The following is a 24,888-nucleotide window of genomic DNA, read 5'->3' as shown; positions in this document are numbered from 1 at the left end:
GTTTAGCCACTTCGCCCGAGAAAACATCGCTCCCGGGCGGGGTGGATGGATCAGAACTCCATGCTGAAGTTCAGGGTCACCGCGTTGTCGCGGTTCTCTCTGGCCAACTGGCCGGAGTAACCCACGCCCACCTTGCCGGCAGCCCCGACGCTCAGGTCCAGACCGGCCTCGATCACCGCCGCATCCTTGGCGATCGGTACACCGGAGTTGCTGAACCCGGCACCGCCTTCGATGAAGCGCAGGTCCGCATCCGGCTTGGTGTCGCCGAAGGCATGCCGCCAGCCGATGCTGCCACGCGGGGTCAGGGTGCTGCCGTTGTCCAGCTTGAACGATTTGCCAGCACGCAGACCGACGGTGGAGAACACGTTGTCCTGCTGGGTATCAGCCTCCAGACGCCCTGCCCCGCCTTTCTCGCGGGCCTTATCACTGTCGTAGTTGACGTAGGCCAGGCCAGCGAACGGCTCCAGCGCCACGCCGCCCGCGTCGATGGCATAACCCACTTCGCCGAACACCTGCGCGGTACGCGCCTTGTAGCTGGACTTCAGGCGTTCGTTGTAGCTGCCGGCCTCGACGTAGCGCTTGCTGTCGATGTCGTGCCAGGTGTAGCCGGCGCCCATCCGTGCGGCGAAGGCGTCCATCTGGTAGCTCATGTAGGCCGCCAGGTGGTAGCTGTCCACCGAGGCGTCCTGCGGCTTACCCTTGGCACTGATGCTGCTGTTGGTGTAACCGGCAGCGATACCGGCACGCACCTGGTCGTTGAGGTGGTTGTCGAAACCGATCAGGAAGCCGGACAGGTCACGCTTGACGTTGGCCGCGTTGTGGCCGCCGTCGAAATCACCCCAGCCGCCCACGGCACGGATCCAGCCCACCCCTTCGCCACTGCAACCGCGACCGGTGGTCTGCTGGTTGCTGTTAGGCGTCAGGGCACGGCGTGGGTCCTGGTCGTCGCTGCAACCGGCATCACGCATACGGTCGTTGACCGCGTCACGGACGTAGCGCGAGTCCTCGATCAGCACGGTCGCGGTGCTGGCATAGATCTCGCCGGACAGGCTTTCGAAGGCCGCCGCAGCACTGCTGGCCGTGGAGCTGATGATGGTGTTGCGCAAGCTGGCCGGCGCCGAGGCGCTGTCCAGGGCATTCGCCACCGCACGCTGGTTGTCGGTCTGCGCCACGCTGGCGAACGAGGTGCCGTTGCGTGCCACATCCAGGGTCACGTTGTTGGCGCCGTAGTTCAGCGTGGTGTCGAGGAACGTCAGGCTCTCCAGGTTATTGCTGGCGAAGGTGCCGGTGACGCCACCGGTGGCCGTGACCAGGGTGTACTGGCTGTCGCCGGTGTACGAGCCGAGGTTGACCACGTTCAGCGTGCCGCCCAGGTTCGCCGTGCCGCCTACGTTGAGGTAGTTGGTCAGGCTTGGGGCCAGGCTGATGGCCAGGGTCCCGGCGTTGCTGAAGTTGCCGGCTACAGAGAGGTTGCCGCCATCCAGGCCGGTGACCACGGTGCCGTTGTTGACCAGCGAACCGACGCTGCCGGTGCCGGCCAGGCTGCCATCGCTGCCGACGGTGACCTGGGCGCCGAACACCGTACCCGGGTTGGCCGCGTTGCCGACGGTCACGCTGCCCTGGTCGACACTGAAGGCGCCATTGAACGGCTGGCTGCCAACGATCAGCAGGTCACCAGTACCTTGCTTGCTGATGGTGCCGGTGCCGCTGAGGATGCCGCTGAACTGCCCATTGGTGCCTTGTGCGAACACCAGGTTGGCGTTGTTGGTGATGCTGCCGCGCAGGCTGGTGGTGTTGCCCATCAGCGTGCCGCCACTGACGGTGGTGCCGCCGGTGTAGGTGTTGGCGCCGGTGAGGTACAGGGTGCCGGCATCCAGTTTCTCGATGCCGCCGGTGCCGACCAGCGGCGCCGAGATGACTGCGGTACCGGTGCCGACGCGGACCGCCGCGAGGTCACCGCTGGCGGAGTTGACCGCCTCCAGCTCGCCACCGGTGCCTGCTTGCACGGTATAGCCATCAGTGAGGAACTGCAGGCCGGTGAAGGACTGCTTGCCGGCCACGGTGACAGTACCGGAATCACCGCCGAACACGGCGAAGGTGTTGTTCCAGGCATTGCTGCCGGTACCGGCGGTGTTGGTCCAGTTGGTGGTGCCGCTGGCCCAGGTGCCGGTGCCGCCGCTGATGGTGCCGTCGCCGGTGGTCTTGCTGCCGTTCCAGAACAGCAGGTCGCTACCCACCACCAGGTTGATCTGGTTGGCGATGGCGGTCTGCAGGGTCAGGTCCGCCAGCGTGGTACCGGTTGGCAGGCTGCCGTAGACCAGGCCGTTGTCGGTGACACTGCCGCCGTAGCTGAATAGCTGGTACACCCCCTGGCCGAAGCCGCCGGCGTTGCTGATGTTCAGCGTGCCATCCAGAACCAGGTTGCCTGCCACCGAAACCACGGTGGTGGAACCGCCTGGCGCGCCGAGGGCGAAGTTCAGGTTGCTGCCCGAGGACAGGTTGAGGTTGCCCACGCTCAGCGGTGCGGTCGCAGTGCCGGCGTTCAGGTTGGCCCCGTCGGCGATGGTCACGGTACCGCTGTAGGTGCCGCTGCCACCGAGGCTGGCGCCGCTGGCGACCTGCACGTTGGCGCTGGCCAGGGTGCCGTTGTTGACCAGGCTGCCCGAGCTGACCAGGGTGTTGCCGGTAAAGCCGCTGTTGCCGGTAAGCAACAGTTGGCCGGTACCGGACTTGGTCAGGGTGCCCGCGCCGGTCAGGGCGCCGCTGTAGGTGCCGTCGGCGTTCTGCGCGAAGGTCAGCGCGCCGTTGTTGAGGATGGCGCCCTGCAGGCTGGTGGTATCACCGGTGACGCTACCCGCGTTGATGGTGGTGCCGCCGCTGTAGGTGTTGGCGCCGCTCAGCAGCAGCGAACCGTTGCCGTTCTTGACCAGGCTGCCGGTGCCGGAGACGACACCACTCAGGGTGGTGTCCTGGCTGCCGGCCAGGGTCAGTTGCGAGGTCAGGTTGAGGGCGTTGGCCAGTTGCAGGGCGCCGGTGCTGTCCAGCAGCGAGGCGCCGGTGACGCTGACCGTGCCGCTGCTCAGGGCGCCGTTGTTGCCCAGGGTCACGCTGCCGCCGTTGAGCACGGTGCCGCCGGTGTAAGTGTTGACGCCGTTCAGGGTCAGGTTGGCATTGCCGGCCTTGGTCAGGCTGCCGGCACCGCTGACCACGCCATTCAGGGTCAGGGCGTTGCTGCCAGCGACGGTCAGGCCGCCATTGAGCACGGCATTGTTGGCCAGGGTGACCGCGCTGTTGCTGTCCAGGGTGGTGCCGGCTGCAGCGGTCAGGTCGCCCGTGCCCAGTGCGCCGTCGTTGCCCACCACGAGGGTGCCGCCGTTGAGGACGGTACCGCCGGTGTAGCCATTGGCGCCGTTGAGCACCAGGGTGCCGTTCCCCTCTTTGTTCAGGGTCCCGGTGCCATTGACCGCCAGGCCCAGGGTTCCGGTCACGCCGGTATCGACCCGCAGGATGTCGGCGCTGGTGCCAAGGAGCAGCTCGCCACCGATACCACCGTTGAGGGTGTAGCCGTTGTCCATGAACTGCAGGCCGGTGATGGCGTGCGAGCCGTTGACGGTGATGGTGCCGCCAGTGCCCTGGAACACCGCGAAGGTGTTATTCCAGGCCTGGTTGATGCTGCCGTCGCTGCTGGTCCAGTTGGTGTTGGTGCTATCCCAGACACCGAAGCCACCATCCACGGCGCCGTTGCCCGAAGTCTGGTTGCCGTCCCAGAACAAGACGGTGTCGGTACCACCCACCACCAGGTTGACCTGGTTGCTGACCGAGGTCTGCAACACGACGTTGCTCGGATCGACAGTGCCCGGCAGGGAGTTGATGACCAGGCCGTTGTTGACCAGGTTGCCGGCGTAGTAGGCCAGGCGATAGACACCGCGGCCGAAACCGCCGCCGTCGCTCACATTGAGGTTGCCGCCCAGGGTCAGGTCGCCAGCCACGCTCAGCAGCGAAGGATCGCCCGAAAGCGCCACGCCCAGGTTGGTATTGAGGTTGGAACCGCTGTCCAGCACCAGCGAACCGACGTTCAGGGTATTGCCGGTTTGCAGGTTCAGGTTGCCGCCGCTGGCCACGGTGACGGCGCCGGCAAGGTCGCCGGTACCGGACAGGCCGGTGTTGGCGCCGACGCTGACGGTGTTGCTCGCCAGGCTGCCATCAACCACCAGGTTGCCGCCGCTGACGGTGGTGGCACCGGTGATGGTGTTGGTGCCGGTCAGGGTCAGGGTGGTGTTGCCGACCTTGTTCAGGTTGCCGGTACCGCTCAGTCCACCGTCGAAGGTGCCGCCGGCAACCGCCAGGGTGACGCCGCTGTCGACGTCCACGCCACCGCTGCCCGTCAGGTTGGTCAGCGCCAGGTTGCCGCCCAGGTCGAGGTTGGCACCGCTGCTGACATTGAGCTGCGTCGGGTTGCCCAGGGCGCCGCTGCTGGTGGTTCTCAGGGTACCGGCCAGGACGTTGAAGATACCGGTGAAGGTGTTGGTACCGCCCAGGGTCAGGGTGGCCAGGCCGTTCTTGTCCAGGGTGCCGACGCCGCTGAGTACGCCGTTCAGGGTCAGGTCGCTGTTGCCGGCGATCGCCAGGGTACCGCTGATATCCACATCGTTGCCCAGCACCATGGCGCTGGTGTTGCTCAGCCGCGAGTTGCTGGTAACGCGCAGTTGGCCAGTACCCAGCGCACCCGCATTGCCCAGGGTCAGGTTGCCGCTGTTCAGGGTCAGGCCGCCGCCGAAGCCGTTGACGCCATTCAGGGTCAGGTTGCCCAGACCGTTCTTGATCAGGCTACCGCCGCCGGAAATCGCACCATCCAGCGCCAGGTCGGTCGTGCCGTCGAGGGTCAGGGCGGCGTTCAGCAGCATGTTGTTGGCCAGGCTCATGGCGCTGCTGGTGTCCAGCTCGGACGCACCACTCACGGTCAGGGCGCCGCTGCCCAACGCGGCGGCATTGCCCAGTTTCAGCTTGCCGGCCGCCAGGTTCGTGCCGCCGGTGAAGGCGTTGACGGCGTTCAGGGTCAGGGTGCTGATGCCTTGCTTGGTCAGACTGCCGACACCGTTGACCGGACCGTTCAGGGTCAGGTCGTTGTTGCCGACGAGCAGCAGGTTGCCGGCCAGGTTGACGGTGTTGCCCAGGGTCAGCGCGCTGGAGTTGTCCAGCGAGGTGCCGTTGGCAGCGGTCAGGGCGCCAGCGCCCAGTGCTCCGTTGGCGCCCAGGATCAGGCGACCGGCATTCAGGTTGAGACCACCAAGGAAGGTGTTGACGTTGTTCAGGGTCAGGAAGCCGTTGCCGTTCTTGACCAGGCTGCCATTGCCGCCGACCACGCCGTTGAGGGTCAGGTCGTTGCTGCCGGCCAGGTTGAGCGCACCGTTCACGGTAACGTCGTTGACGATCGACACGGCCTGGTTGCTGTCCAGGGTGGTGCCGGCCGCGGTGGTCAGAGCACCTTGGCCCAGGGCGCTGTCATTGCCTAGCACCAGGGTGCCGCCGTTCAGCGCGGTGCCGCCGGTGTAGCTGTTGACGCCGTTGAGCACCAGGGTGCCGACGTCCAGCTTGGTCAGGATGCCGTCGCCTTCCAGCGGCAGGTCGAGGGTGGCGGTGACGCCATTGTCCACCCGCACGGCGAAGTAGGAGCCGTTACGGTTGCTGATGTTCAGCGAGCCGTTGGTCCCGGAGACCAACTGGTAGCCGTCGGTCATGAACTGCATGCCGTTGATGTTCTGCTGGCCGTCCACGGTAACGGTGCCGGTAGCACCCTGGAACACCGCGAACTGGCCCTGCCAGTCGAGGTTGCCGAAGCCGTCGTACTCGGCCCAGTTGGCGGTGGTGTTGTCCCACACGCCGCTGCCGCCTTCGACCAGGCCATTGCTGGTGGTATCGACACCATCCCAGAACTGGATGACCAGGTTCGGGGAGCTCACCATCAGGTTGACCTGGCTATTCGTACCCGTGAGCAGGGTCAGATCGCTGTACGTCACACCCGTGGGCAGGTCGCCGAAGGTCATGCCGTTGTCGATCAGGACGCCGCCGTAATCGAACAGGCGATAGACACCGTTGCCCAGGCCACCGAAGTCGGCGATGTTGAAGGTACCCGCCATGGTCAGGTCGCTGTTCACGTTGAACAGCGCATCAGCGCTGGTGGTCAACGAGCCCAGGTTGAAGTCGACGTTGCTGGCCTGCGAGAGCACCAGGTTGTCGAAGGTCAGCTTCTGGCCGCTGTAGCCCACCAGGGTGGCGCCGTCGGCGATGGTGGTGGTGCCGCCGATGCTGCCGCTACCGGTCAGGATTGCACCGGGGTCGACGTTCAGGCCGCCGCTGCCACTCAGGCTGCCGGTGACTTTCAGGGTACCGGCGCTGACGGTGTTGAGCCCGGTGTTGTCGCTGGTGCCGGTCAGTTCCAGCACCCCGGCGCCGACCTTGTTCAAGCCGCCGCTTTGGGTCACCGTACCGGCGAACACGCCATCGAGGTTGTTGCCACCGACGCTGACATTGCCGTTGGTGATGCGCATGACGCCTTGGCCGGTCAGGCTGCCGATGTTGATATTGCCATCGACGGTCAGCCCGGACCCTGCCGCCAGGCTGGCGGACCTCAGGTCGCCGAGGGCATTGGTAACGACTGCGGTGACGTAACCGGCCAGTACATCGATGTCACCGTTGAAGTTGCCGGCGGAGAGCAGCAGCACTTCGTTGCTGCCGGTCTTGGTCAGGGTGCCGCTGCCATTGAGCGCGCCCGTGAACCGGAGCTCGGCAGGGGTATCCAGGGTCATGTTGCCGTCGACCACGAAGGTGTTGCTGAGGGTGCGAAGCACGGTGTTGCGCACGGTGGTCGCGGTGTTGCCGGCGTTGGCAACCACCGAACCGGTACCGAAGGCGCTGTTGTTGCCGACCACCACAACGCCGCCGTTGAGGGTGGTGCCGTTGTTGTAGGTGTTGGCGCCGGTCAGGGTCAGGGTGCTGGTGCCGGTCTTGATCAGGCTGCCGTTGCCGCTGATGACACTGTTCAGGGTCAGGTTGTTGGCGCCACCGACGGTCAGGCGGCTGTCCGTCTGGATGCCGTTGGTCAGGGCCACGCCGTTGTTGGCCGCCACCAGGGTGGACGATCCGGCGACGGTCAGGTTGCCCGAGCCCAGCGAGCCATTCTGGCCCACGGCCAGGGTACCGGCATTGAGCGTGACGCCGGCGGCGAAGTTGTTGCTGCCGTTCAGGGTCAGGGTACCCGCGCCGTTCTTGATCAGGCTGCCGCCTGCGCCAGTCAGCGCGCCGTTCAGGGTCAGGTCGGAAGTACCGCCGATGACCAGGGTTCCGAGCACGCTGAAGTTGTTGGCCAGGGCCACCGCGGTGGAGCTATCCAGGCCAGCACTGCCGGTGGTGATGTTGCCGGTACCGAAGGCGGTGTTGCTGCCGACGGTGGTGGTGCCGCCGAGCAGGAAGGTGTTGCCGGTGTAGGTGTTGTTGCCGGTCAGGAGCAGGTTGCCGATGCCGGTCTTGGCCAGGTTGGCGCTGCCGTCGATCACGCCGTTGAGCGCCAGGCTCTGGGCGCCGGTCAGGGTCAGGGTGCCGAGCAGGTGCACGGCGTTGTTCAGGCTGGCGCTGACGGTGTTGTTGAGCAAGCCGCCCGCTGCGGTCAGGGCGCCGCTGCCCAGGCCGGTGGCCGAGGCCAGAACCAGGACCCCGGCGTTCAGGCGCACGCCACCGCTGAAGGTGTTGTTGCCACCCAGGGTCAGCGTGGCCAGGCCGCTCTTGAGCAGGCTGCCGGTGCCGCTGATGTTGCCATTCAGGGCCAGTGCGTTACTGCCGGTATAGGTCAGGGTGTTCGCACCCAGGGCGATGGCGTTGGCAATGGCCACGCCGGTGTTGTTGGCCGCGTCGAGGAAGGTCCCGGCCCCGGTGATGTTCAGCGTGCCACTGCCCAGCGCCGCGTTGTTGCCGACCAGCAGGCTGCCATTGGCCAGGGTGGTGCCACCGCTGTAGCTGTTGGCGCCATTCAGGGTCAGGGTGCCCGCGCCGCCCTTGAGCAGTGCGCCGGTACCGGCCACGTTGCCGTTCAGGGTGATGTCGTTGTTGTCACCGAGGGTCAGCAGCGCACCGAGGTTGATGGTGTTGGCCAGGCTGAAGGTGCTGGTGCCGGCCAGGTTGGAGGCGGCGCCGACATTCAGGGCGCCAGTGCCGATGGCGGCATCGTTGCCGATAGTCAGGGTGCCGCCGTTCAGGTTGGTCGGCCCGGTGTAGGTGTTGACACCGAGCAGGGTCAGGTTGCCATTGCCGTTCTTGGTCAGGCCGCCTGCGCCGCTGACCAGGCCGGCCAGGGTCAGGTCGGAATTGCCGATCAGGTTGAGGTTGCCGCCCAGGTTCAGCGCGTTGACCAGCGACGTCGTGCCGAGGGTGCCCAGGGTCACGCCATCGGCGGTGTTCAGGGCACCGGCGCCCAGCGCGGTGTCGCTGCCGACCACCAGGGTGCCGCCGTTCAGGGTGGTGTCGCCGGTGTTGCCGTTGTTGCCGGTCAGGGTCAGGACACCGGCGCCGTTCTTGGTCAGGCCGCCAGCGCCATCGATGACACCGCTCAGGGTCAGGTTGTTGCTGCCGATGACGTTCAGGCCGCCCAGCAGGGTGATGCCGTTGGCCAGGCTGAGGGCTGTGCTGCTGTCGAACGCGGTGCCGTCCGCAGCCGTCAGGTGACTGGTGCCCAGCGCGGTGTTGTTGCCGACCACCAGCGTGCCACCGGCAAGGCTGGTAGCGCCCCCGTAGGTATTGGCGCCGTTGAGGGTGAGCGTGCCGGAGCCGGTCTTGTTCAGGCCGCCGGTACCGGCGAGCACACCGTTCAGGGTCAGGCTGGCGGTGCCTGGCAGGGTCAGGTCGGCGCCAAGGTTGACGTTGTTGCCCAGGGTCACCGCGCCGCTGTTGTTCAGGCTGGAAGCGCCGGTGACGTTCAGCGCGCCGCTACCCAGTGCCGCGCCATTGGTGACGGTCAGGCTGCCGGCGGCCAAGGTGGTGCCACCGGAGTAGGTGTTGAGGCCACCCAGGGTCAGGTTGCCCAGACCATTCTTGACCAGGCTCCCAGCGCCGCTGACTACGCCGTTCAAGGCGAGGTCGCTGGTGCCCAGCAGGGTCAGGCTGTTGCCCAGGTCGATGGCGTTGGCCAGGGACAGTGCCGGGGTGTTGTCCAGGGTGATGCCGGTGCCTGCCACATGCAGGGCACCCGTGCCGAGGGCGCTGTCGTTGCCCAGGACCAGCGCGCCACTGTTGATGGTGGTGCCGCCGACGTAGGCGTTGGCGCCATTCAGGGTCAGGGTGCCGGTGCCGTTCTTGACCAGGCTGCCGCCACCGGTGACCAGACCGTTGAGGGTCAGGGCATTGCTGCCGGTCAGGTTGAGGGCGCCGAAGGTGCCGATATTGTTGCCCAGGGTGATGGCGGTGTTGCTGTCCAGGGTGGTGTTGGCCGCAGTGACCAGGGTACCGTTACCCAATGCCGCGTTGTTGCCGAGCACCAGGGTGCCGCCATTGAGCACGGTGCCGCCGGTGTAGCTGTTGGCGCCGTTGAGCACCAGGGTGCCGCTGTCCACCTTGTTCAGCGTGCCGCTGCCGCTCAGGCCGAGGTTGAGGGTCGCGGTGGCATTCGGATCGACCCGGAAGGTCGCGGTGCCGTTGCCGTTGTTGACCAGTTCCAGGGCGCCAGGACCGTTGAGCACATAGCCGTCCACGGTGAACTGCAGACCGGTGATCGCCTGGGTGCCATTGACGGTGACGCTGCCAGCCGGGGTCTGGAACACCGCGAAGTTGCTGCTCCAGTCACGGTTGCCGGTGCCGTTGACCGTGGTCCAGTTGGTGGTGGTCGCATCCCAGGTGCCGCTGCCGCCCTGGATCACGCCGTCGCTGACGGTGCTGCTGCCATCCCAGAACAGCACGCTGCCGTTGGCGCCGCCGACCAGCAGGTTGACCTGCGCGCCGATCGCGGTCTGCACTTGCAGGTCGCTCGGCTGGACGCTGCCCGGTACGGAGCCGATCACCAGACCGTTGTCGGTCAGGGCCCCGGTGTAGTCGATCAGACGGTAGATACCGGCGCCGAAGCCGCCGATATCGCTGACATTCAGGTTGCCGTCGAGGGTCAGGTTGCCGCCCACGGCGAGCAGCGCATTGCCGCCGGTAGACGGCGAGCCGAGGCCGACGTCGAGGTTCGAGTTGCCATTGAGGGTCAGTGCACCGGTGCTGAGCTTGAAGCCGCTGTTCAGCGCCAGGTGGCCGCCGTCGGCGATGTTCACCGGACCGGCGATGGAGCCGCCGCCGGTCAGGGTCGCGCCGGTATTCACCTGGACCTGGCCGCCGGCCAGGGCGCCGCTGACATTCAGCGTGCCGCCGTTGACCTGGGTGTTGCCGGTGTAGGTGTTGCTACCCGCCAGGGTCAGGCTGCCGCTGCCGGCCTTGACCAGGCTGCCGTTGCCGGAGATCACGCCGTTGAACAGGCTGCTGAGGTTGCTGCCGCCGACGCTCAGGCTGGTGTTGTTGCCCAGGGCGACCGCACCGCCGCCGTTCAGGCCGCCGATGGCGGAACTGGCACCGAGGTTGAGAGCGCGCCGGTGGCGACGTTGACGCCCGAGGTATTGCCCAGGGAGCCGGTGTTCAGGGTGGTCAGGCTGCCGGAGAGAATGTCCACCGCGCCGCTGAAGGTGTTGGCGCCAGCGAGGATCAGGTCGGCCGCGCCGGTCTTGACCAGGCCGCCGGTCCCGCTGATCACCCCGCCCAGGTTGAGGGCGTTGGTGCCGGCCAGGGTCAGGTCGGCGCCGAGGGCGATGGCATTGCCCAGGGCGAAGGCCGCGCTGTTGTCCAGGGTCGCCGCGCCGGTCACGCTCAGGGCGCCGTTGCCCAGGGCGCTGCCGTTGCCGAGGGTCAGGGTGCCGCCCGCCAGCGTGGTACCGCCGACATAGGTGTTGACGCCGTTCAGGGTCAGGTTGCCCGCACCGCTCTTGGTCAGGCCGGCAGCGCCGTCGATGACGCCATTGAGGGTCAGGTCGCTGTGGCCGGTGAGGTTCAGGCCGGCCCCGAGGGTGATGGCGTTGGCCAGGGCGAACGCCGAGTTGGTGTTCAGGCTCGACGCACCGGTGACGCTCAGGCGACCGCTGCCGATGGCGCCGGCATTGCCGAGGGTCAGGGTACCGGCGCTAAGGGTGGTACCGCCGGTGTAGGTGTTGACCCCGGTGAGGGTCAGGTTGCTCTGCCCATTGGAGGTCAGGCTGCCGGCACCGCTGATCACGCCGCTGAGGGTCTGGTCGGCAGTGCCGCCCATGCTCAGGGCACCGTTCAGGGTGATGTTGTTGCCCAGGTTGATCGCGGTGAGGCTGTCGAGGGTGCCAGGGCCGGTCACGGTCACTGCACCGTTGCCCAGGGCCAGGCTGTTGCCGAGCACCAGGGTGCCGTTGGCCAGGGTGGTGCCGCCGGTGTAGGTGTTGGCGCTGTTCAGGGTGACGGTCGAGGTGCCTTGCTTGGTCAGGCCACCGGTGCCAGTGATCAGGCCGTTCAGCGACAGCGCGGCGCTGCCGCCCAGGACCAGGCCACCGTTGAGGTTGATCAGGTTGTTGAGGCTGGCGGCAGTGGCGGCCTGGAGGATCGCATTGCCGCTGGCATTCAGCGCGCCGAGGCCGAGGGCGGTGTTGCTGCCCACGCTCAGGGTGCCGCCGCTGAGGTTGACCGGGCCGGTGAAGGTGTTGTTGCCGGAGAGGGTCAGCTTGGCGCTGCCGGTCTTGGTCAGGCCACCAGCGCCGGCGATGTCGCCGGTCAGGGCCAGGTCGCTGCTGCCCAGGACGTTGACGTTGCCGGTCAGGGCCACGGCGTTGGCCAGGCTCACGGCTTTGTTGGCGTCCAACGAAGTGCCAGCATTCGCGGTCAGTGTGCCGCTGCCAAAGGCAGTGTTCGACCCTGCCACCAGGGTGCCACCGGACAGCAGGGTGCCGCCGCCGTAGGTGTTGGCGCCGTTGAGGGTGACGCTGCCGGTGCCGGTCTTGGTCAGGCCGCCGATACCGTCGATTACACCGTTGAGGGTCAGGTTGGCACTACCCGGCAGGATCAGGCCGGCATTCAGGTGCACCGCGTTGGCGAGACTCTGCGCGCCCGTGGTGGTCAGGCTGGCTGCGCCGCCGACGGTCAGGTCGCCCGCGCCGATGGCGGTGGCGCTGCCGATGTTCAGGGCACCGGCGTTGAGCGTGGTGCCGCCGGCGTAGTTGTTGTTGCCGGACAGGGTCAGGGTGGCGTTGCCGGTCTTGACCAGGCTGCCGGCGCCGGTGATGGCGCCGGTCAGGCCGAGGTTGCCGGTGCCGCCCAGGGACAACGCGCCATTGACGGTGATCGCATTGGCGAGGTTGACCGCACCCGCCGCATCAAGCGCAGTGCCGTCGGCCGCAGTCACGGTGCCCGAACCCAGGGCGCTGTTGGTGCCGACCACGATACGACCGGCGTTGAGTGTGGTATTGCCGGTGAAGCCGGTGTTGGTGCCGTTCAGCAGCAGGTTGCCCGCGCCGTTCTTGATCAGGTTGCCGGTGCCGGTGAGGGTGCCGCTCAGCCCCAGGTTGTTGCTGCCGCCGATGGTCAGGTCGCTGTTGAGGGCGACCTGGTTGGCAAGAATGATCGAGGCACTGCTGTCGAGTATCGAAGCGCCGGCTACGGTCAGGGTGCCAAGGCCCAGGGCAGTGTTGCTGCCCACCACCAGGCCGCCGGCATTGAGCACGACGCCGCCCTGGAAGGTGTTGTTGCCACTCAGGCCCAGGACACTGGCGCCGTTCTTGGTCAGGCTGCCGGTGCCGGTGACCAGGCCGCTCAGGCCGAGGTCGGCACTGCCGCCGATGGCGAGGTTGCCGGCCAGGTTGATCTGGTTGGAGGCATTCGCCCCGGTGGTGGCGTCCAGCACGGTGCCACCGGCGGCATTCAGCACGCTGGTGCCGAGGGCGTTGTTGCTGCCGAGGATCAGGGTGCCAGCATTGAGGTTGGTCTGCCCGGAGTAGTTGCTGCCCACGCCGCTCAGGGTCAGGGCGCTGGCGCCGTTCTTGTTCAGGCCACCGGAGCCGGTGATGTTGCCGGTCAGGGTCAGGGCGTTGTTGCCGGTCAGGTTCAGTTGGCCGGTGACGCTCAGGGCGTTGCCGAGGGTCATCGCGCTGGCGGTGTCGAGGGTGGTGCCACCGGCGGTGCTCAGGGTACCGGTGCCGAGCGCGCTGCCATTGCCCAGCAACAGGGTGCCAGCTACCAGCGCGGTGCCGCCGCTGTAGTTGTTGACGCCATTCAGGGTCAGGGTGCCGCTGCCGGACTTGCTCAGGCTGCCGGCGCCGTCGATGACGCCGTTGAGCGTCAGGGCATTGGTACCGCCGACCGGCGTGGCCAAGGCGGAATTCAGGTGGATATTGTTGGCCAGGGTCAGCGGAACGGTACCGGCCAGGGTCGATGCACCGCCGACGGTGATATCGCCGCTGCCGATGGCGCCGGCATTGGTCAGGGCCAGGACACCACCGAGCAGGGTGGTATCGCTGTAGGTGTTGACGCCGGTCAGGGTCAGGTTGGTCCCGCCGACCTTGACCAGGGTACCGCCGCTGATCAGGCCGCTGAGGGTCAGGTTGGAGGTCCCGCCGACGTTGACGGCACCATTGAGGGTGATGGCATTGGCCAGGTTGATCGACGCGTTGGAGTCCAGGGTGCTGCCCGCTGCGGCAATCAGGGCGCTCTGCCCCAGCGCGTTGGCGTGGCCGACGACCAGGCGACCGGCATTGAGCAGGGTATCGCCGGTGTAGGTGTTGCTGCCGTTGAGGATCAGGTCGGCGGTGCCGTTCTTCACCAGGCCCGCGCCTGCGGCTCCGCTGATGGTGCCGTTGATGCCCAGGGCGGAGGTGCCGCCGATGGTCAGGTTGCCGCCGGCGCCCAGGGTGATGCCGTTGGCGATGGAGACCGCGGTGTTGGCATCCAGCGTGGTGCCGGCGCTGGCCACCAGCAGGTTGTTGGGGTTGCCCAGCGCCGTGGGGGAGCCGAGGATCAGGGTGCCGGCGTTGAGCAGGGTGTTGCCGACATAGACGTTGGGTCCACCCAGCGTCAGGCTCGCCGAGCCGTTCTTGGTCACGGTGCCGTTGCCGGCGATCTGGCCGTTCAGCGCCAGGTCGTTGCTGCCGGCGATGGTCAGGTTGCTCGCAATGTTGATCGCGTTGACGGCGAGGGTGCGCGCAGCGTCGCTGTCGAGAACGGTGTTGGCGCCCGCCGCCAGGCTGCCGATACCCAGCGCGGAGTTGCTGCCGATGATCAGCTTGCCGTTGGTCAACTGCACGACCCCGGCGAAGTTGCTGTTGCCGCTCAGGGTCAGGTCGCCGGTTCCGCTCTTGATCACTTGACCGGTGCCGGAGAGCGCACCGCTGAGCGTAGTGGCAGCGGTGTTGGTCAGGGTCAGGGCGCGGGTGCCCAGGTTGATGGCGTTGCCGACGTTGAGGCCGTCGGCCAGCAGGCTGGAGTTGGCGTTCAGGGTCAGTTGGCCGAGGCCCAGGGCGGCGTTGTTGGTCAATACCAGGGTGCCGCCGGCGAGGATCGAGTTGCCGGTGAAGTCGTTGGCGCCGGTCAGGGTCAGGGTGTTGGTGCCGTTCTTGATCAGGCCGCCGCTGCCGGAGATTTTCCCGTTGAGGGTCAGGTTGTTGCTGCCCGTCAGGGTCAGGTTGCCGTTGAGCTGGACCAGGTTGGTCAGGGTCTGGGCGCTGGAAGTGTCCAGCTCGCCACCGGCGATCCCCGCGGTGATAGTGCCCGCGCCGGTGGCCCCGGCATTGGCCAGGATCAGCTTGCCGGCGTTGATGTTGAGGCCGCCGCCGAAGTTGTTGGCGCCGCTCAGCGTCAGGTCGGCGCTGCCGGTCTTGGTCAGCGAACCGGTGCCGTTGATCGCACCGCTCAGGTTCAGGGCCGAGGTACTGTTGACGGTCAGGTTGGCGCCGTTGAGCAAGATACCATTGGCGACGGTCATCGCCGAGGTACTGCTCAGGGTACTGGCACCGGTGACGTTCAGGGTGTTGCTGCCGACACCGAGGCCCGAGGCGTTGCCCAGGGACAGGGTACCGGCGGTCAGGGTGGTGCCGCTGGTCAGGGTGTTGTTGCCATTGAGGGTCAGGGTGCCGGTGCCGGTCTTGATCAAGGTGCCGGCGCCGCTCACGACGCCGTTGAGGGTCAGGCCCAGGTCGCTGTCCACCGTCAGGTTGCCCGCGAGGGTGATGTTGCTGCTGACCGTAGAGTTGGTGCCGCTGGCGTTGCCCAGGGAGCCGCCGTTGGACGTGAGCGAGGACACGCCGAGCAGGGCGTTGGAGTCGACGCGCAACCGGCCGCCGTTCAGGTTGACGCTCGGGCTGGTGGTACCGGACTTGAACAACTGGTTGGTCATCGTCCAGGTGCCGCTGGAGACAACGAGGTTGTTGAAGTTGACGTATTGGGTACCGTTGATGGTACCGGTGCCGTTGATGCCGGAGCCGCCACCGATGGCGTTCATCAGGTTCAGGGTGTTGCCGTTGTTGATCAGGCCGCCGTTGACGATGCCAGCCCCGACGTAGGCGATACCGAGGCCACCGAGTACCCCAAGGTCGATCCCGACACCCGCACCGGCGCTGACCAGGGAGCCGGTCACGGCGTTGAAGGTGTTGGCCCCGGATACGCCCGCAGTGCCCGTCCCCAGGTTGATACTCCCGGTGACCGTACCGGCGTTGGTGAAGACGTTACCTGACGTAGAGGCCTGCATGGCCACCCGGCCCGTGATGATGCCCGTCGCATTGTTGGTCAGGACGTTACGCGCGCCACCACGGAGCGCGATCACCGGGATGTCCTCGGCGAGGACCGCCGCCCCCAGCAAGGGAGTGCCGCTGATGAGGCCGCTGTTACCGATTGTCGTGGTGCCCCCCGCCCCGTTCTGCACCACCAGACCGACACCGCCGAGATTCAGCAGGTTGGCGCCGAGCAGGGTCGAGGTGCCCATGATCTCGCCAGTGGAAAGGTTATTGACCGTTATCGTGCTACCGGCGGCGTTGGAGAGGCTCAGGCCGGACGCCAGGGAGACCAGGCCCGGGAGCAGCGCAGGATCGATGCGCCCGGCGTTGTTGACGGTGATGCCGGTGCCGGTGAGGGAGATCGCGTTGATCGGGTCAACGACGCCCGTATAGATCTGTGCACCATTCTGCACGTTGACCGTCAGGTTGCTGGTCGAGCTGACCAGGCCGACAGTCACGCCCGTACAGCTAATGGTGGAGCCAACCGTTGAGCACAGCGCCTGTGCCTGTGGGCTGAAGAAACCGGTAGCTACCCCTGCGGCTGCCATGCTGACGGCAAGGGGCAATGGAGCAAAACGAGCGGTAAAGGTCTTCTTGGCGGTTCTTCTGTCCACGAGCGTCTCCTTCGTGGATCAGGCGAATCCGTCTTTGAATGCGTGCCGGCTGACCAGCCGTCCCCCTCAGGAACTACACACACTGCATGTCGAACTGCCTGACCCTGGCGAATACAGGTTCCTTGATGGGGGTGATTTGTAGCCAAAAACTTGGATCCACGCCGGACTATTCGTACACGCGCTTAGTATTAATCCTTTAGTGATAATCCCCGTAAATGCGGGGTGGAACCGAGACGGCATGCGGGCTTGAGCTGACGAACGGCATGGAGTCGACTGAAATTTCCTTCAGATTTGTCGGACCAGCCAAATTGTTTCTAAATATTACAAAGCTGACCGAACAGATGTTTTCGAGTGTTTGAAAATCCGCGAGGGTGTTATGGGGCAAGACGCGACGTGCGGGTTGAGCCACGCGGCGGGCGTCCACTATAGTGACGGCATGACTACCGAACACGATCTTGATGCCCGCATTGGCGCGCGCATCCGCACCGAGCGGGAAAGCCGCGGCTGGTCCCTCACCGAACTGTCGCAACGCGCCGCGGTTTCCCGCGCGATGATCCACAAGGTCGAGCGTGGCGAAAGCAGCCCCACTGCCAACCTCCTGGGCAAGCTCTCCGGGGCCTTCGGCCTGAGCATCTCCAGCCTGATCGCCCGCGCCGAAACCCGACAGGGCCGCCTGCTCCGCGCAGCGGACCAGAGCGTTTGGGTGGACCCGGAAACCGGCTACCTGCGCCGGCATGTCTCGCCGCAGTCCGACCTGCCCGTGGATCTGCTGCAAATCACCCTCCCCGCCGGCAAGCACGTGCCCATGCCCGCCTCCGCCTATGCCTTCCAGCGCCAGTTGATCTGGGTCTTGCAGGGGGAACTGGTGTTCGTCGAGGGCGATGTGCGCCATGCCATGCAAGCCGGCGACTGCCTGGAACTGGGGCCGCCGGTGGATTGCGAATTTCGCAATGACAGTGCTGCGCAGTGCGTGTACGCGATTACCCTGCTGAACAGCCGCTGAGCGGGCTTGCACCGGCAGTCCACTATGATGGATTATCCATCCACCATAGTGACAACCGGAGTTTGCCATGCTAATTCGCGACGCCGTCCCCGGCGACATTCCCGGCATTACCCTGATCTACAACGACGCGGTCGCCCACTCCACGGCGATCTGGAACGAAACCCTGGTCGACACGGCCAACCGCCTGGCCTGGCTGGCTGATCGGCAAAAGGCCGGGTATCCGGTGCTGGTGGTAGTCGACGCCGCGGACGACGTGCTGGGCTACGCCTCCTTCGGCGACTGGCGGGCGTGGGACGGGTATCGGCACACCGTCGAGCACTCCGTGTATGTACGTGGCGACCAGCGGGGCAAAGGGCTTGGAGAAAAGCTGATGCGCGCCCTGATCGAACGGGCCCGGGCCATTGGCAAGCACGTCATGGTCGCCGGTATCGAGGCCGGCAACCTGGGCTCCATCGGCCTGCATGAAAAGCTCGGCTTCGAGAACGTCGGACACTTGCGGGAAGTGGGGGCCAAGTTCGGCACCTGGCTGGACCTGGTATTCCTGCAGCTCAAGCTCGATCAGCGCGTCGCGCCGGAGTAGGCCATGGGCTGGATCGTTGCGCTGCTGATGGCGGCCGGTGCTGCCCTGGTCATCCAGAACCTGCTGATGGTGCAGATCAGCAATACGGTCTCGACGGTGCTGATCACCTTGCTGGTCAACTCGGCGGTGGGGTTCGTCATTCTGCTCGGGTTGCTACTGGGGCGCTCAGGGCTGGCCGGGATTGGCGAGATGATCGGGGCGCTGCGCTACTGGAGCGTGCTGCCCGGGGTGCTGGGGTCGTTTTTCGTGTTTGCCAGTATCTGCGGGTACCAGCGGCTAGGGGCGGCGGCGACGATTTCGGTGTTGATTGCCAGCGATGAGGCCATCAGGAGCGCCGCCAAATAAAGACTCCTGAGAATGAGGCCCGCCTCACTCCATCTCTCCCCTGCTACCCCGCAATCCCACCGCCACATCATCGATGATCGCCTTCACCTGCTCCCCTAGATAATGAGCAGCCCAGACCGGAGCGCCGTTGTCGGCATCGGCACCGCCGATCAGGGTCAGGCGGTTGATGCAGTCCATCAGGACGGAGGCCTGGGCCAGGGCATCGGTGGCAGGGATATCGGGGTTTACCCGAAACAGACAAGAACTGACGGCGGCACATCGGCCAAACGAAGCAACACCTGTCGTGGTGAGAGAGGGAAGATTCTGCTGAGCGCTCATGATGTCCATCCGGTCCGATGTCGAGGACTGAACAAATACCGCAGTCGAGGATTTATCCCAAAACGGGATACAGCCAACCGACCGTCAATTTTTATTGACACCCTACCGCCCACCTCAGTATCGTCCCGCCTCCCTCCTTTCCGGCCACCTCCGCCGTGCACCGCCCAGGCGTTAACTCGCGAAGCGGGCATTCAAGGTTGCCGACACTGATGTCCGCTGTTTCCCAGCGGGCTTGATTTCCATATCAAGTGTTCTAAGGATGTCTCCAATGATCATTCGCCAGGCTACCAACGCCGACCACCCACTGCTGCTCGACATCTGGCTGCGCTCCGTCCGCGCCACCCACCACTTTCTGCAACCGTCCGATATCGATGCGCTGCTTCCGCAGCTTCGGGATGTCTACCTGCCCGCTGTCGAGTTGTGGGTTGCGGTGGATGAGCAGGATCGCCCGCTGGGCTTTATCGGGCTTAATGAACAACACGTTGAAATGCTCTTTATCGAGCCGGATCTGCGGGGCAAAGGGATCGGGCGCGCGTTGCTTGATCATGCCCGTGGTTCACGCGGTGAGCTGAGTGTCGATGTGAATGAGCAGAATCCCGATGCGGTGGGGTTCTATGGGCATTACGGGTTTGTACAGACCGGGCGCTCGCCGCTGGATGGTGAGGGGCGGCCGTTTCCGTTGTTGCATATGAGCTTGCCCGACTGAGGAAGCGAAATTGGGTCGCTTACAGGATGCCGCACTGACGCAGAGCGGCATCAAGTGACGAGTCCAGGCGGAACACCCGTGGTGGGCGCCGCCTGATTCAACCCCTCTCAGCTTCAAGCCTGATCACGCGACCGGGCCTCCAGTACGCCACAGAAAACAAAGAAGGCCTGCATCGATCTGATGCAGGCCTTCTTTGTTTTCTGGAGTTAGAGGTCGAGAGGTAGCACCGCCTCACACGCCGCGCATTACTCACTCGATGCCCAATCTCTTGAAGAACGCAGCGGAATTCTCGTGGTGGATCACATCAGGATTACGATCCTGCTCTTCCATGACTTTCCGTGCTCGCTCGTTGAGCTCCGGTGCCTTGACTGCAAAGGGAAGTTCCTTTGTGTGCACAACCTGCACCAGCATCATCCGGATTGCCTGCGAAACAGTGACATCCATCTCGTCAAGAATGGCGGTGGCGCTTGCCTTGAGATCACTTTCGATGCGAGTGCGTACGACTTCAGTGTTGGCCATGGATTCCTCGGAGCACGTTGTAGCTACAATGTGCTCAGCATACTCCTCCTATACCACTAGTCCGGTTTTTTGTACAAAAAACGCTCAACGCAGTTGCCAGCCAACTCGATGCGTCCAAATTGTGCGCCAGCGTCCAGCGGAATGATTGCCAGCAGACGGTCCAGGCGTATTTCCTGCTAGCGGTGGGGGAGCAGAATCCTGAGGCGGTTGGCTTCTACCAGCATCACGGCTTCGTGCAGACCGATCGCTCCCCGCTGGCTAGGCTCTGTACGAAATGTATTCGAGCGAAGGCCAGGCAAGGCGAAAACAGGCGAGGAAGCGGAGTTGACTGGTTGTCAATGAGCATTCCGAGCCTGTTTTCAACGCAGCATGGGCGAGTTCGGATGCATTTCGTACAGAGCCTAGCCAAGGACGGCCGTTAAAGCCACTGGCCTGCTCGCCGATACCAGGCTACCGACACTGAAGGACGACACTCGATGAAACGCAGTTTTATGCTTCTGGGCCTGTTCGCCGCGCTATCCACGAACGCCATGGCAACCAGGATAGACATGGTCGAAGGTATCGATCAGGTAGAAGGCATCATGAACTGCAGCAACCCAGCCTCCGCCAAACAGCTCGCCACGGCATGGGAACAGGGTGGCTACGAAGCGGCAGATGACTTCGTCGTCGAGCACCGTGACAGTTGCTCATCCATTCCACCTCGGGAAAGCCTGACGTATTCGATTGACCTGACTACGGCCAAAGACGGCATTGTCAAATTTGATGGCGACACACTGGAAAACTCTCTGTGGGTGCCAATCAAGGGAATCATGCCGGACCTGTACGCGAAGTTCGGCCAGGAACCGGGTGCCGCGACGGACTTCCTTGAGCTGGAACTGTTTACTCCCGTCGACGGGCTTTACTTGAGCCGTGGCGTCGTGGACCGGCAGATGAACGCCCTGCAGTTTGTTTACCTGCACGGCGGACAGGTGCATATCCTCTGGTACAGCCCGGAGACCAACAAGGTCCTGCTCGTGCAGGAGGCTGGCAACTCCAGCTATGACCCGCAAAGCAGGACGCTGGTCATGGACCAACCCGGCACGAATAAGCGGCTGACCTACACAATGTCCGGCAACCACGAGCCTCTGCGGTTCAGCACGAACGACAAGCCAGAGCCGGGGAAATTCATGCCCACCACCAGCCTGGACCGGTTCAACAACGGGATGCTGCTGCAGATGTTTCCGGCAACGGTGGAGAACTCTATGGCCAGGAATTTGAGGTTGTTTACGTTGATGGCGAATTCGGGGTTGCATCAATAGCGCCTGAGGTAGATACCGACCTGCGCACTCAGTGAAAAAAAGGCTCGCACATCAGGCGAGCCTTTTCTTTATGGTGCCGATTCAAGCATTCTGAACGGCCGTACTCCCGTACCTTGGCGATACCCCATGAGCAAGCCTTTTTTCCCCCAGCCCTTTGAAGCGACTGGCTGCTCGCAATGTCGCGACCATGCGAGCCTGGGTTTCGATATTACGATGGCCTTCCAGCCTATCGTTCATTTTCCCTCCGGTAGGCCCTACGCCTATGAAGCACTGGTTCGCGGTCTAAACGGTGAAAGCGCTGCGGAAATTCTCGCCAAGGTAACGCCCGATAATCTGTACCGCTTCGACCAGACCTGTCGAGTCAAGGCCATCGAACAAGCGGCTGCGCTGGGCTTGGGACAGCTGGCAGACTGCAAGTTGAGCATCAACTTCCTGCCCAACGCCGTCTACCGTCCCAGCACCTGTATCCGCGCGACCCTGGAGGCCACACGGACCTTCGACTTCCCGGCCAATCGGCTCATGTTCGAAGTGACCGAGGGCGAGCGGATCGAAGATACCGAGCACTTGAAAGCCATCTTCAAGGAATACGACCGACAGGGCTTCACCACTGCGATAGACGACTTCGGCTCGGGTTACTCAGGGCTGAATCTGCTTGCAGAATTTCAACCGGACGTCCTCAAGCTGGACATGGCACTCACTCGGGGAATCAGCCAGGATCCGGTGCGCCAGGCCATCGTTGCCGGTATTGTTCTGGTAGCGGAGCGGTTGGGGATAACCCTTATTGCCGAGGGCATTGAGACGGACGCAGAGTGCCGGGCGTTGGCGGCGTTGGGGATTGATTTGATGCAAGGGTACTTGTTTGCGCGACCGGAGGTGAATGGGTTGCCTTTGATTGAGCGGCTTGTTTCGTCTTGAACGGCTAGCACGAAATGGGAAAAAACTTTTCCCCGGCCCCTTTCCCATTTCGGTCAATGCAATCTTGGCATTCAGTCTTCTGGCTGGATAACCAGCCGTGCTTCCTCTCGAATTCCTGAATCGATCAGGTAACGCTTACCGCCAATAGTGCAGAATACTAGAATCTGTTTTCGTGAGCAGAACATTTTTGATGTTTCAATGTTTGAAAATAAGGTAGCGCGCAATCTGTCAATGAAAATAATATTGCTTTCGACTCTTCCAATGCTTGGGATGCGGCTCTGGAAACTATCACATTTTTCAGGAGCGTCAGTGCAGAGGATCTCCAACCACTCAATTTTTTCCAGGTCAATACCAGGTAGCCTCCAGCCATCAATAAAGAGACTTTCATGGTCTTTGGCAAACGAATACTGTGCCAGGTTTATGTCGTTGCCGGGAGGAGACAAGACTTCGAAGCTCTTCGGGTCTGCATTTTTCAGTTTTTCAGAATAGTAATACACCGAAGTGCTATCAATCGCATATTTATCAAATTTAGGCTGCTGCTCCGGTATAGCTGTGGCAAGACTCGAGTCAAGTACCCGAAAATTTTTGCCGTCGGTGCTCGTCAGCCACAGTTTTCGCTCTGCACGAGTATGGTGAAACTGCAACTCACTGGGTAAATAGCAGACCGGGTTGAAGATCTGCCCGAGTGCACCTACTCCGACTCCATTGCACGGACTACTTCGACTAGTTGAGGTTGAAAACCAGTAAGCGCGACTTTCCGTAATTTGATAACCCACTTGGCTCGCGGAGTCATCGATTTTATTGGCGGGACAGTTTTGCCTCCTGTCTGGGTTTCTGTTACTAGCGATAGCCTCTTCCATGCTTACCTCGAACCAAATTTCTTGGCAACTGAATGTTTCAAATGCGTAGGAAAATATAGGAAGACAGAGAGCGTAAAGGAGCAGAATAGAGCAGCTTATGGGGTGCTTGCCCAAGCTCCGCTTAGGAGTCTTGGCTTCAACAAAATTTGATAATTTGGAAAATAAGGTGCGTGATGACATTTTCATTGAGATATGATTTTTATGCGCAAGGTGTATCAAGTATACGTTGACAGCAACTAGTACGCAGCGACGAAGATCAATAATTCTTGATTGAAACGAAACCGAATATTTCCCCTCACCTCTTGGATGTGTGCCAGGCTATTTTATTTGTATTAATTAATGTCCGCCGGGCGGTCAAGCATTGTTGGATTCGTTGCTTGAACTTTGCATAGGAGGAAATGGGATACAAATTTAACTCTAAGTTAGGTTCTGTCTGAAAAAAGGTGTCGCAGACACCGCATGACACAAGCCAGCGAGACCATCGCACCATAACTTTTTGCGAGCTTGTCGAAGCGGGTCACGATTCGGTGATTCTCCTTCAGCCAGCCAAACATACGCTCGATCACATTCCGTTACCGGTATTTGGAGCGATCGAACAGGCGGGGTAATCCAGGCTTGGGTTTGCGCCTCATTGCACGCCAAGGAATAACTGGTTGCATGCGATACCGGTCACAGTAGCGTCGTCATGCACCAGCATCGTAGCCTTTGTCCACCAGAAGCCAGCGGTAGCGCTTGCGAGGCCGGCCGCGCTTGCTGGTCGGGATACAGACATCGTCCAGCAATGGCTCTGCGTAGCTGATATCGCTGGCTTGACCGCCAGAAAGCAGGAAGCGCAAAGGCACGCCGTTGGCGTCGCAGAGCATATGAATCCTGGTGGTGAGACCACCCCGACTGCGGCCTAAAGCGTGATCTGCGGGTTCATCAAGCCCCCTTTTTTACCTGCACCTGATGAGGCGCGGGTGGCACGAACAGCAGTTGAATCGATCATCCAGGTCTGCAGGTCGATGAGCCCTTGATCATTGAGTTTCAGATGCAATCGCTTGAGCATCTGCTCAAAGGTTCCCCGGTTTCGCCAAAGTCGGAAGCGGTGATAAACCGTTCGCCAAGGCCCAATGCACTCGGGCATATCGCGCCAGGGAGCACCGGAGCGCAGCAACCACAGCACGCCATCGAGTATCAGGCGATCACTTGATCGCGGCCTGCCTCTGGTGTGGGTTGAGGTGAACAGATCTGCGACCAGATTCCATGCTTCATCCGAAAGTTCGTAGCGCTTAGCCATCACAGGATTCCTTTCCATAGATGGCTGAAAACCTTACAAAAATCTCAGCGTTCGCGGCACTGAAGTTCGGTTTCTCTCAATTTCAGAGAGAGCCTAGTACGCAGTAATGCCATTAGTGGATCCACTCATATTTGTGCTTCTGCAATGGACGCCATCACGCTTCGATTTTCTTATCGGGGTTTCCGCCGATCATCATCCTAGCCAACAGGCTGAACTTACCCGATGCTCGGAATTCATCTGATTAGGAAGGTCGCTATCGCTGTCCATCAGGCGGCCATTTCAATCACACAGGAGATACGGTGATGAGTGAGCCTGTGACGTACTTTTGGATTGCCCTGGCGGTAATTATCTTGCTGGTCGATTTGTGGGCGATCGTGAGTGTTTTCCGTAGTGACAAAACAGATACCACCAAGATCATGTGGGCACTGATTTTGGTGGTGCTACCTATTCTTGGGCTCGTGATGTGGGGCGTGGCTGGGCCTCGTGGAATCAAGCGAGGAACGGGGCCGACCTCCGACGAACATAGTAAGGGATAGGATCCGAATCACGTGTTGGGATGCTCTGCACGCAAATACGGTGATTTTCTGCACCCGTCAGAGCCGTGATAGCCACTCGGAAGTTCGAGCCTTGCTAAGATGGAGCGATTTCCGCTTGTGCGAT

The 24,888-nt window shown here is 63.1% G+C and carries 12 protein-coding genes and 2 pseudogenes; 7 read left to right on the top strand and 7 right to left on the bottom strand.

The features are described from left to right. Positions 1-50: 50 nt before the first annotated feature. From PSEMO_RS29245 to PSEMO_RS34440, 3 genes and pseudogenes are all read right to left on the bottom strand, one after another. Entirely contained in the window at positions 51-10,484 is a 10,434-nt protein-coding gene (locus PSEMO_RS29245; protein ID WP_178392076.1) for an autotransporter-associated beta strand repeat-containing protein, read from the bottom strand. A gap of 80 nt (positions 10,485-10,564) precedes the next feature. Beyond that, the gene (locus tag PSEMO_RS34445) at positions 10,565-13,669 is read right to left on the bottom strand and encodes a beta strand repeat-containing protein (protein WP_372239148.1); all 3,105 of its coding nucleotides are present in this window, start codon (positions 13,667-13,669) and stop codon (positions 10,565-10,567) included. A gap of 132 nt (positions 13,670-13,801) precedes the next feature. After that, a pseudogene (locus PSEMO_RS34440) lies at positions 13,802-15,415 on the bottom strand (autotransporter-associated beta strand repeat-containing protein); the annotation flags it as partial. Between the two features lie 1,426 nt (positions 15,416-16,841). Here PSEMO_RS34440 and PSEMO_RS29235 point away from each other — a divergent pair. The 3 genes from PSEMO_RS29235 to PSEMO_RS29225 all read left to right on the top strand — a co-directional run bounded on the left by PSEMO_RS29235 (position 16,842) and on the right by PSEMO_RS29225 (position 18,333). After that, on the top strand, positions 16,842-17,408 hold the full coding sequence (locus tag PSEMO_RS29235; RefSeq protein WP_075806344.1) for a helix-turn-helix domain-containing protein: 567 nt from the start codon (positions 16,842-16,844) through the stop codon (positions 17,406-17,408). Between the two features lie 67 nt (positions 17,409-17,475). Beyond that, the gene (locus PSEMO_RS29230) at positions 17,476-17,988 is read left to right on the top strand and encodes a GNAT family N-acetyltransferase (protein WP_075806343.1); all 513 of its coding nucleotides are present in this window, start codon (positions 17,476-17,478) and stop codon (positions 17,986-17,988) included. A 3-nt stretch (positions 17,989-17,991) separates the two neighbouring features. After that, complete coding sequence (locus tag PSEMO_RS29225; protein ID WP_075806342.1) at positions 17,992-18,333, top strand: DMT family transporter; 342 nt, start codon at positions 17,992-17,994, stop codon at positions 18,331-18,333. A 24-nt stretch (positions 18,334-18,357) separates the two neighbouring features. Here the strand turns inward: PSEMO_RS29225 and PSEMO_RS29220 are convergent, their stop codons facing one another. After that, positions 18,358-18,651, bottom strand: coding sequence for a DUF3077 domain-containing protein (locus PSEMO_RS29220; RefSeq protein WP_075806515.1), 294 nt, complete (start codon positions 18,649-18,651; stop codon positions 18,358-18,360). Between the two features lie 268 nt (positions 18,652-18,919). Between PSEMO_RS29220 and PSEMO_RS29215 the strand changes: the two genes are divergently transcribed. Beyond that, complete coding sequence (locus tag PSEMO_RS29215) at positions 18,920-19,357, top strand: acetyltransferase (RefSeq protein WP_075806341.1); 438 nt, start codon at positions 18,920-18,922, stop codon at positions 19,355-19,357. Positions 19,358-19,606: 249 nt separating this feature from the next. On the opposite strand, the gene PSEMO_RS29210 is transcribed toward PSEMO_RS29215, so the two are convergent. Beyond that, on the bottom strand, positions 19,607-19,876 hold the full coding sequence (locus tag PSEMO_RS29210) for a type II toxin-antitoxin system RelB/DinJ family antitoxin (protein ID WP_075806340.1): 270 nt from the start codon (positions 19,874-19,876) through the stop codon (positions 19,607-19,609). Between the two features lie 476 nt (positions 19,877-20,352). Between PSEMO_RS29210 and PSEMO_RS29205 the strand changes: the two genes are divergently transcribed. Next, positions 20,353-21,174 carry a hypothetical protein gene (locus PSEMO_RS29205; protein WP_075806339.1) on the top strand — a complete coding sequence of 274 codons (822 nt, stop codon included), beginning with the start codon at positions 20,353-20,355 and terminating at the stop codon, positions 21,172-21,174. A 126-nt stretch (positions 21,175-21,300) separates the two neighbouring features. After that, the gene (locus tag PSEMO_RS29200; RefSeq protein WP_075806338.1) at positions 21,301-22,089 is read left to right on the top strand and encodes an EAL domain-containing protein; all 789 of its coding nucleotides are present in this window, start codon (positions 21,301-21,303) and stop codon (positions 22,087-22,089) included. A 71-nt stretch (positions 22,090-22,160) separates the two neighbouring features. Here the strand turns inward: PSEMO_RS29200 and PSEMO_RS32465 are convergent, their stop codons facing one another. Together PSEMO_RS32465 and PSEMO_RS32460 are read right to left on the bottom strand one after the other, a co-directional pair. Beyond that, a complete protein-coding gene (locus tag PSEMO_RS32465; protein ID WP_178392075.1) occupies positions 22,161-22,949 on the bottom strand; it encodes a DKNYY domain-containing protein in 789 nt (262 codons plus the stop codon). Between the two features lie 422 nt (positions 22,950-23,371). Beyond that, positions 23,372-24,228, bottom strand: a pseudogene (locus PSEMO_RS32460) (IS5 family transposase). 302 nt (positions 24,229-24,530) lie between these two features. Between PSEMO_RS32460 and PSEMO_RS29180 the strand changes: the two are divergent. Then, on the top strand, positions 24,531-24,764 hold the full coding sequence (locus PSEMO_RS29180; RefSeq protein WP_075806335.1) for a PLD nuclease N-terminal domain-containing protein: 234 nt from the start codon (positions 24,531-24,533) through the stop codon (positions 24,762-24,764). The last annotated feature ends 124 nt before the right edge of the window (positions 24,765-24,888 follow it).

It is taken from the genome of Pseudomonas putida, assembly GCF_001941965.1.
Taxonomy (GTDB): domain Bacteria; phylum Pseudomonadota; class Gammaproteobacteria; order Pseudomonadales; family Pseudomonadaceae; genus Aquipseudomonas; species Aquipseudomonas putida_L.
This window is presented reverse-complemented; position numbering and strand designations above follow the sequence as displayed.

Bases quoted from the DNA above. Each gene is read 5' to 3' on its own strand.
- PSEMO_RS29230 (WP_075806343.1), top strand. From the start codon at position 17,476: ATGCTAATTCGCGACGCCGTCCCCGGCGACATTCCCGGCATTACCCTG.
- PSEMO_RS29220 (WP_075806515.1), bottom strand. From the start codon at position 18,651: ATGAGCGCTCAGCAGAATCTTCCCTCTCTCACCACGACAGGTGTTGCT.
- PSEMO_RS29225 (WP_075806342.1), top strand. From the start codon at position 17,992: ATGGGCTGGATCGTTGCGCTGCTGATGGCGGCCGGTGCTGCCCTGGTC.
- PSEMO_RS29210 (WP_075806340.1), bottom strand. From the start codon at position 19,876: ATGGCCAACACTGAAGTCGTACGCACTCGCATCGAAAGTGATCTCAAG.
- PSEMO_RS29205 (WP_075806339.1), top strand. From the start codon at position 20,353: ATGAAACGCAGTTTTATGCTTCTGGGCCTGTTCGCCGCGCTATCCACG.
- PSEMO_RS29215 (WP_075806341.1), top strand. From the start codon at position 18,920: ATGATCATTCGCCAGGCTACCAACGCCGACCACCCACTGCTGCTCGAC.
- PSEMO_RS29180 (WP_075806335.1), top strand. From the start codon at position 24,531: ATGAGTGAGCCTGTGACGTACTTTTGGATTGCCCTGGCGGTAATTATC.
- PSEMO_RS32465 (WP_178392075.1), bottom strand. From the start codon at position 22,949: ATGGAAGAGGCTATCGCTAGTAACAGAAACCCAGACAGGAGGCAAAAC.
- PSEMO_RS29200 (WP_075806338.1), top strand. From the start codon at position 21,301: ATGAGCAAGCCTTTTTTCCCCCAGCCCTTTGAAGCGACTGGCTGCTCG.
- PSEMO_RS29235 (WP_075806344.1), top strand. From the start codon at position 16,842: ATGACTACCGAACACGATCTTGATGCCCGCATTGGCGCGCGCATCCGC.